Annotated in this window: 5 protein-coding genes; all 5 read right to left on the minus strand. The window is 33.6% G+C overall.

The window, feature by feature from the left end; translation table 11 throughout:
• Positions 1-169 precede the first annotated feature (169 nt).
• Positions 170-1,639, minus strand: a complete 1,470-nt coding sequence (locus EJN67_RS13480) for a sulfatase-like hydrolase/transferase (protein WP_129724960.1) — start codon at positions 1,637-1,639, stop codon at positions 170-172.
• 275 nt (positions 1,640-1,914) lie between these two features.
• Positions 1,915-3,858 (minus strand): vWA domain-containing protein, encoded by a 1,944-nt coding sequence (locus tag EJN67_RS13485; protein WP_129724961.1) that lies wholly within the window; start codon positions 3,856-3,858, stop codon positions 1,915-1,917.
• Positions 3,859-3,870: 12 nt separating this feature from the next.
• A complete protein-coding gene (locus EJN67_RS13490) occupies positions 3,871-5,109 on the minus strand; it encodes a hypothetical protein (RefSeq protein WP_129724962.1) in 1,239 nt (412 codons plus the stop codon).
• A complete protein-coding gene (locus EJN67_RS13495) occupies positions 5,106-7,235 on the minus strand; it encodes a hypothetical protein (RefSeq protein WP_129724963.1) in 2,130 nt (709 codons plus the stop codon). Before EJN67_RS13495 ends, EJN67_RS13490 begins: the two co-directional genes overlap by 4 nt.
• Before the next feature lie 118 nt (positions 7,236-7,353).
• Positions 7,354-9,147 carry an oleate hydratase gene (locus EJN67_RS13500; RefSeq protein ID WP_129724964.1) on the minus strand — a complete coding sequence of 598 codons (1,794 nt, stop codon included), beginning with the start codon at positions 9,145-9,147 and terminating at the stop codon, positions 7,354-7,356.
• Positions 9,148-9,391 lie beyond the last annotated feature (244 nt).

Below are 9,391 nucleotides of genomic sequence, written 5' to 3' on the forward strand. Positions count from 1 at the left end.
CATAGAAGATGTCATCCTTTCGTTAAGTTATTTGTTTATTCGACTAATATTTTAACAGGATGGCATCTTCTTTTCAATTCTATTGGTAATTTATTACTCTAAATCCCTACGGTAATTTTACGCTAACTAATTGATACCTCTTACTTTTTATTACAAAGTTTTATGTTTATTACCGTCTATCGGTTTTATGTGGCACTACATCACATGTTGACATATAAAAATCAAGCAAACGCTCTTTCAATGAGAAAAGTATCTCTTTCATCCTTGGATCATAAATTATATTGTGTAATTCCTGAGGATCATTTTTTAAATCATATAATTCATCTTTTTCATAAAACCGTTTTACATATTTATAATCTTTAGTTCGGCACATTATAGCTTTTGTATGCTCAGGCCCTTCGCTGGATTGCAGATTTACCCTTGGCCAGTAAAGGCCCTCTGGGTTTTGACTGCTACTACTTTCAAATTCCATGCAATGCCTTTCTCCGTGCATCCTCCCGCCTTCGCAAAATACCGCATCCCTATGATCATTGATCTCGCCTATAATAACAGGTATAAGTGATTTGCCAAAATGGGTATAGTCAGGTTCCATACCTATAAGCTCCTCCACCGTAGCTACAAAATCTACAAGTTCTACCAAAGTATCTCTTACACCAGGTACAACTTCTATCCACTTAGGCGGCTTTATAACAAATGGCACCCTCGTCAATACATCTTCAAAGCTATTTTGATTTTTCTCTACCAATCCATAATCTCCTGCAAAATCACCATGATCACTAAAGAAGAATATGGCAGTATTATCGTATTGACCCGTTTTCTTTAATGCATCTATTACAAGACCTAGCTGATAATCGATTCTTGCACACATACCATAATATGTAGCCCTCAAATCCGTCCATTGTTCTTCAGTCCAATTTTTAAGATTTTGCCGCTCATGGATCCCTTTAAGCATACTGGGCTTACCTATCCATCCTTCAGGAGTAGGAATTCTAAGAGGCAGCTTTTCCCTATCTATCATACTATACCATGGCTCTTCCACCGCATATGGAGGATGGGGATAGGATAGGGCTAAATTTATGCAAAAAGGTTTACCTGCAGGTGCATTATGTATAAAATCTATGGCCCCTTCTATATTAGCCCAATCGCTGTCATAGTACCTATCTTCTCCGTCTGTATTTAATTTTCCAGCATAAAAAGAATAATAATTATCTCCCTCTGGATCACCTCTCCAGTCCTTTAGTCTATGTAAATCCGATCTAATGGGCTTTTTAAGCCTATATCTTATATCACAGTAAGGCTCAACCGATGCATCGCCTGGGATAAGATCGTTTTTCCCTCCCCACCAAACAAAATAACCATTATCCTTCAAACGTTTTAATAAAACAGGCTCATCTAGCCCCATCATATTATACATCGTACGATGCCCCCTTACATGGGGATACCATCCACTCATAAAACTGCAACGACTAGGGGTACATACAGGGTTCTGACAAAATGCATTACTAAAGGATACTCCATCATGCTTTACCATGTTATCTAGATTTGGAGTAACAGCAGCAGGATTACCGATATGACTTAGCACATCTCCCCTATACTCATCTGGATTAAATATAACAATATTAGGCCTTTTGTTTTTCATTCTAGATCCCCCATTAATATTATAAACTCATATAAACATTTCTAAATCTCCTGTTGTTTTAATCTATTAATCAATACCAACAAATAGATTAAAGTATCTTTCTGTTAAGCTCCATTTTGATACTTTCATTTCTACTCCTATAACATCCCAGATTAAAAGTTTTGATCTGTAACAACTCTAATTGTAACACGAATAAGGGCATATTTAAACATCAAAATACATATATATAATTTATAATCCTGTCACATCTGTTTTTACATTTTTCAACATACTAGCTAATTATTAAAAATAGACTTCATATTTTCACCTACTGCCTTTAGCAGTTCTTTAGGTAGTTTTTCTACCTGTTCGCCAATCATCACTCCATGTGGTTGTTTATAGCCTTCATTCCATACGAAATTAAAGATTTTTTCATTCGTTTTGCTATTTTCCCCTATCTGGAATGCATAGATTTCAACATTTTTAGATAATAATTCTTGTACAGTTTCTTTTGCTGATCCTGGAAAACTTGACGCACCATCTGTAATCTCGAATACTATCTTTATTTGCTTGCCTTTTTTAAGTTCCCTTTCCTGGTTTGGGGTAATGCCACTTAATATTTCCCTAAGGCAACTTGCATCGTCAGTTGCTCCATCTTGTGCATCTAACTTTACAATGGAGCGAATTATATCGCTATTCTCTTTTTCCTTCAAATTTTTATCGTTGAATTTTTTAACATTATAATACTTACTGCCAAAAAACCATGTTTCACTCAAAACTTCTATTTTTTGATTTAACTGTTCTGCATTGCTTTTCAAATATTGATTGAAATCATCTATTGAAAGCAAGGTCACAGCCAAAGCTTTTCTTGCCGACTCAATTTTTGACGCATTCATTGATCCTGAGTTGTCTATCACAAAAGAAATCTCTATCCGCTCAGGCAATATATCCGTTTGGGTCTCTAGTAAATATCTATTAAAAATCGGCAGATTTCTGTAGCTCCCTTTTTTTTCAGCTTCTACGAAATCTGGATAAGAGTTAATGAAGCTATCAATATCTAGTTTCCCCTTTATTTGGGCATCTTTTTTTACGCTAATTTCTTTTTTTGCGTCTCCTATTAATTTCTTCCAAAACTGACGCATTTGTTCCCTTTCCGATTTCATTTTATTTGAATAAAATTGAAACAATTCTTGATCTTCTTGGCTAATCCCATAAGGGGTTAGATCTAACTTACCTTGTATAATATTTTGTACATTCCCGATTATTTGGTCTTGTTGGTCTAGCATTTCCTCTAGAATCTTTTTCTCTTCTTCCTGAGTAGATTCTAATGAATTTACTACCTCATCTGCTTTAGATTGTTCAAAGGAATCTTTATTCCCTTTAATTTGTTCCTTTTTCTGTCCTTTTGATTTATAAAATGCCATCTCATCAATTTCTTGTTTCCATAACCTTTCGAAATCCGGAAATATAAAGGAACGAATGAACGGATCACGTTCTACAATTCCTTGATCATTATTTATCTGTCTGACTAATTGATAACGAATAAAATCAAAAAAAGGCTGATTCAAAATTTGTCTATCAAAGGGGTTTTGAATACATCCTTCTATTTTAGGAGCTATTTCATATAATTCAATAACTAAAAAACTGTTTGCAAAAGCTCTATGTCTAGGCATTTTAAGAACCGATTCAATGGTCTTACCGGTTCTTCTCATATATAAAACAATTTTTTTAAAATTTTCTTCATCCCTGTATATAGGACACATCTGCAAGACTCTTAGGAATGATGTTTGCCTATCAATCATATATAATAGGTCAAGAATTTCTTTTCTTACATAATTTAAAATAATTTTGGGTTGATATGCACCGTCTTTTTCCAAACCTTCTTTTTTTATCTTAGCTAGAATATAGCTTGTCATGCGATCAATTTCCTTCTGCCAATCTTCGCTCCTATTCAGATATTTTTTAGTTTGCTTTTTCCAGTCAGGATATAGGGCTAACTCATAGTAAATATGCCACATGATTTGATTTTCATCTAATTTTTCATCCAAAAAGCTTTGAAGCGGCAAATACAAAACTCCTTTGGAAGGATTTAATATAAATCTTGATAGCCTTGGATCAGGAATATACATCAAACTAGAATCCCCCGTAAATGTGGCTAATGAGCGCTGTTCTTTTTGCAAAAATTCTTCTAAATGTCTTTTAGATTCTTCAATTAAAGTCTTTTCATCAAAGTCAAACATACTTATATCCTCCTATTGGTACAGTGGCAGATCCCACAAGTCTTTTGGTGTAGCAATGCGGTCAATATCTAATATATTTAATTTTCCTTCTAAATCCATAAGCAGATATTTTGAAATATCAAACTTTAAGATGTTTGTAAAAAACATATCTCTAATAGTAGCCTCTTCATTTAGATACCAATTCCCAAAATTCTCTTCAAGCAAGTATATTATTCCATCTTCACTTAAAACTATAGCAGTACCCTTCTTAGATTGAACATCAAACAAATTACCTTTCAAGTCATCCTTTTCCACTTTTATAGTTTTTAAATCTTCATATAAAAAAAGTATCTTTAGCTGTCCCCCATTTCCTATCACTATAATGGAGTCCTCATTACCATCCTCATTCTCTAAACATCTAATTCTTCTTATTTCATCATTTAAGAAATTAAATTTTTCTTTAATAATAAACTCTTCGTTCTCATATTTGATAAAATATAAGCTCCCCGTCCTTGTTCCTGCTACAAAATAATCGTCGCTTATTTTTTCCATTGCAGTCAAATCGGGAATAGTACAGTGTATATCCTTATGAAAAGCCAAGCGATATCCATCTTTTGCTTTTAGTATTTCAAATAAATTTAGCCTTCCTTCTCCATTCTCCACTACAAATAAACCATAATTAATTGCTAAACATCTTTCGCTCCCATTAAATTCATGATCTGTCCCAATTTTTTTAATTTTAATTTCTCTGTTAACATTAGGTATTTGATCAAAGCTATTGCTTGAAATTAAATAGCACCCTCCTGTAGATCCAAAAAGCAAAATTTCTTTATCATTCAATTTATATATAAATGAAATTCGCTCTCTTATTTCTTTAATAGGAGTACTCCACTCTACCTCAAACTGAGCATGATTATAGAGATCGTCTACAATATCTATATAAAAAAATTGAACCTTTCTGTCTACACCGATTACAATAAAAAGATTTTCATCAATCCGCAACATACTTTGTACAAAGCCTTCAAAACTAAAAGCTCCTAATTTTTTTATCGGATTTATTTGCATTGAAGTCTTTTTAAGATGCTTTGCATCAACACGGTAATACGGAATTATTTCGGCTAATAGCTTTTCTTCTATTTGTGAGAGTCTTTTTAATTGTGCTTCAAAATCATCATCCAAAATCCCATTTATCCGGCATTCATCCAATCTTTTCCTTAAATCTTCAACTTGATTCTTGAAATCTTTTTCATCCACCGACAAATTTATTTTCATTCTTCTCCTCCATTATCCTCTAAGTATTCAAGTAGGTCCTTTGAATGCTCTAAATGAGATAATCTTTGGTCTAATTTTTGATATTTTTTTATATCAATTCTCAATAAATCATCGATATCAGTTTCAAAAATCTCTTTTAGTCCTTCTGGGAAGGTTTTTCTAGGAATTCCTTTTCCAAATATCAAATGAACTACATCCAAATAGCTCAAAGTTTCTATTGATGGGCGGACATAGTGATATGGGCGGGTACGAATTTCGTCATATGTTGTCGTTGCTTCTCCTATGCCCTTTGTCTCAATCTCCCATCCTTCTGACTCAGGGAAAAATCCAAAACGCACTGCCTGTGAGAGAATATAGCTTTGGTCATCAGGATAAGTGATTGAGCTAATAAAACCATCCCATAAAGCTTTGCTCAAGTCTTTTTCTTCACCTTGATTCCAATCATCTAAAACATGTAAAATATTACGGATTGATAATACTGATTCTCTCAGTTCTAGCTCACCTACCTCACTCCCTTCTTGAACTTCATCATCTTTCCACTTACCCATAAAAACATTTTGGGTCACCCTACACAATTGGGAAAAGCGAAATAATTCTTCTAATGTCCTATTCACATTAGGAATATGGATATTTCCATTTTTATCAGCCAATCGTGTTATTATTATTCTAAAAAGTTCGTTTTTTTCTGGGAACTCTTGATCTTCTAATGAGCCAATTATATTTTGTGGCACATAATTGTATTCGATCGTCACAAAACGTGATTTAAAGGCTGGGTTCAGCTCATTTGTTCCTTCATAATTTACCATTCGTGTTGATAGATTTCCTGTGCCAATAAACCCAAATCCAGATTTAATTAAAACAGGACCAACTCCTGTAATATAGGCTGTACTCCCAGCATGACGCTGCAATATATCATTCAAAGCGATTAAGTTTTGCATGGCAATTGTATTCAATTCATCTACGATTACAGGGCGACCTTCTTTGATTGCAATCAAAATTTCTTTTTCTATTTTCTTAATTTCAGTACCAAATGCGCTATTGCTTGCCACTAACAAATCAGAGAGACTCTTCCATATTTGTATCTTAAGCTGCAACTGCTCTTCATCAGTCATCTGCTCTAATCTTGTTTTATGCTCATCCATCCATTCATAAAAATCTCCTATAATCATATTCAGATAAGCCGCATAAGATTCTTGTGAGAAACTACGTTTGAGAAACAATGTTTTCTCTACAAACATATCTTCATAAGTTAAATTATATGAACCAGATATAAATAGTGGTTGTACAGCCTCTATTTCCTCTTTACTTCCACTGGTTAAAATATTCTTATAGTAAAGCTTTCTTTCTTCATTAAATTCTCTAAACTTTTGAATAGCATCTTCTTCTGTCGCATCTGGATTTGCAGAAAACCAATTCTCCATTTTGTCTTCTAATTCTTTTTGTATTTTATTTTGAATAGTAAAATCCCTAGCTGCTTCAAGTGCTAATTGAGTTTTCCCACTTCCTAAGTGTCCTACAATATATACAGGAACACCTAAATCCAGTGAATCTATTACTTTTTGTTTTGTATTAGCCACATAAGGTACAGAAATCAAACGCTGTCGATGTTGGTTGTCTATATCTCCTATCAATCGACGTTTATAATAAAATTCCCATGCCTCTGGAGAATTTTCTAGAATCTTCCCCAATTCTTCTTTTAACTCTTTTATGCGATCAACACGATATCTTGTGGCTGGATTACTCCCATAATGACTATAATTATTACTTTCCTTGCTTACCCTTCTTTCCCAACGAAGAAAAAACTTTTCATATTCGATTGAATTCTCGATTTTTTGTATCTTTTCACCCATGTTTGCTGTTTCTTCTTCTATATAAGCTTTATATTTTTTATAATAAATATTATTTTTTTTAGAATCAGGATCAACCTTATTATCCTTTTCTTCAAATCTTCTAAAAGCTTTAAAAAATAATCCTTGTTCTTCTACTTTTTTATTATTTTCATATTCCAGTGACTTTAAAGCTTCCTTGCGCAGATCCTCTTCATACCAACTTTGTATTTCTTCTATAGTAGGAATATAATCTTGATTAAAAATTTTTTGTCCTTTCACGAAAGTTTTCTCCTTCATATGATATTTTATTATATTATCAATATATCAAGTAAAAATATGAGCAATAAAGATATATTAAAATCCCGAATTTTAAAAAAATCGGGATTTTAATATATCTATCTAATGCTAGACATCACTAAATAATTCCATATTCCTTTAGCAGCTTTTCAATCTCTGTGCCTGCTACTTGTTTTTCAATTTTACGTTTAACTAATGGTGGCAAATCAATTTCTGGTTTTTCACCATCTAACAAGCTCACACCCGCATTTAACAAATAGCGTATATCATATCTTGAAGCATATACCTCAGGAACTCCTTTTTCAACTCCAGTCAATACATATACTGCTTCCATGGCTGTACGTCCTGAATATTCTATAGTAAATACAGTGTCACGTCCTGGATCATCCAATGTTTCAGCAAATTGTCCAAGGAAAGCAAAGTTTACTGCATTCTTTGGTACAACATAAGGACGATCTCCAAATTCACGGGGCATAAACTGGGATGTGATAAATGGCATCATAACTGGAACTGCAGTACAGCTTTCTGCTAATTTTTCTATTTTATCTGTAGGAACCCCTATATGATATAACCATTCTTTTGTAATTTCATTTCCAGTACAATCCCTCATAGGTTTTTTAATGTAATCTCCAGGAACATCAGTGAACAAACCATATACCCAAACGACAACATCTTTTTCAGGTTGCCCATAGTATTGTTCTTGACGGTTTATGGTCCAACTCATCAACCAGGAAGAGTCAACTGCTGTAACTATACCACCTGTTACAGTACGTCCACCATATGGAGAACGTTTTGTAATCTTTTCAATATATTCAGGAACACGTTCATCATGACAAGTTACTGTACAAGACTCCCAATTGGATTTTTCTGGATCTGTACAGAATTTATCTGGATGCCCGAATTCATCACACTGGGCCGCTATATTTCTCCATAAAGTCCAGCATCCTCCTGGTTCCTTATTAAATGGAGCCGGAGTATCATCGTCACCATATCCACTACCTTCAGTCATAGAACCGTTGGTGATAAATACTAAGTCATTTTCTGTTAAAGCAATAGAAATATCATTTCCATCCTTACCCCTTGCAACTATTCTCTTTGCAACTTTTTTATCCTCTGAAATTGAAAACTCAACATTATCAACAGTGACTCCATATTCAAATTTAGCACCATGGTCTTCCAAATATTTAACCATAGGTTTTACAAATGAAGTGTACTGATCATGGCGTGAAAATTGTAAAGCAGAAAGATCTGGTAAGCCGTCAACATGGTGGATGAAACGATTCATGTATAATTTCATCTCTAAAGCACTATGCCAATTCTCAAAAGCGAACATTGTCCTCCAATATGTCCAGAAATCAGTGTTTAAAAGTTCTTCAGAAAAAATATCTTCTATAGCTTTATCTTGAAGCTCTTCATCTGTCATCATTGTAAAAGCAGCTATTTCTTTTGCCAAATCTTGACCTAAATTAAATTTTCCATTGTCATGGCGTTCGCCTTGATTATGCGTAATACGACAATTGCTAAAATTCGGATCATCATGATTTGTATAATAAAAATAATCTAACACAGTCATATTGGGATCCTCTGTAGATGGTAAGGAACTAAACAAATCCCACAAGACTTCAAAATGATGTCCCTGTTCACGTCCACCACGAGCCACATAACCTACATTTTGGCGAACTTGGGCATCCAAAGATCCTCCTGGAAGATCTAATTGCTCTAAAAAAGTAATTTTACTTCCATCCATATGAGCATCACGAATCAAAAAACAGCCAGCAGCCAAAGCACCAATTCCAGTGCCAATTAAATAAGCTTTTTTGTCTTCAATTCCTTTAGGTTTTCTTGCATTTACCAAAGAGTGATAATTTCCATTTGTAAGCGTAAGCCTATCATCATGTGTCTTTAACTTCATTTTATCTCCCTCTTTCTTAATTCTTAATAGTCTTTTAAATTCGACTATTATATATAAAGTTATTTTATGTTAACTCTATACTTAACATTTTGAATATTGATATCTTTAAAATCTGTTGTTACTACTCAGGCATTCCCATTGAAGTCGCCCTGTGCTAATATGTAACCATGATCATTGACCTTCATATTATTAAAAAAGAGTAACTTTAATAAAGGGATATCGCCGATATCCCTCACTTCTAACA

It is taken from the genome of Xylanivirga thermophila (genome assembly GCF_004138105.1).
Taxonomy (GTDB): domain Bacteria; phylum Bacillota; class Clostridia; order Caldicoprobacterales; family Xylanivirgaceae; genus Xylanivirga; species Xylanivirga thermophila.

What these genes read in the sequence shown, in the direction of transcription:
- EJN67_RS13480 (WP_129724960.1), bottom strand. Translation starts at nt 1,639, where the DNA reads ATGAAAAACAAAAGGCCTAATATTGTTATATTTAATCCAGATGAGTAT.
- EJN67_RS13485 (WP_129724961.1), bottom strand. Translation starts at nt 3,858, where the DNA reads ATGTTTGACTTTGATGAAAAGACTTTAATTGAAGAATCTAAAAGACAT.
- EJN67_RS13490 (WP_129724962.1), bottom strand. Translation starts at nt 5,109, where the DNA reads ATGAAAATAAATTTGTCGGTGGATGAAAAAGATTTCAAGAATCAAGTT.
- EJN67_RS13495 (WP_129724963.1), bottom strand. Translation starts at nt 7,235, where the DNA reads ATGAAGGAGAAAACTTTCGTGAAAGGACAAAAAATTTTTAATCAAGAT.
- EJN67_RS13500 (WP_129724964.1), bottom strand. Translation starts at nt 9,147, where the DNA reads ATGAAGTTAAAGACACATGATGATAGGCTTACGCTTACAAATGGAAAT.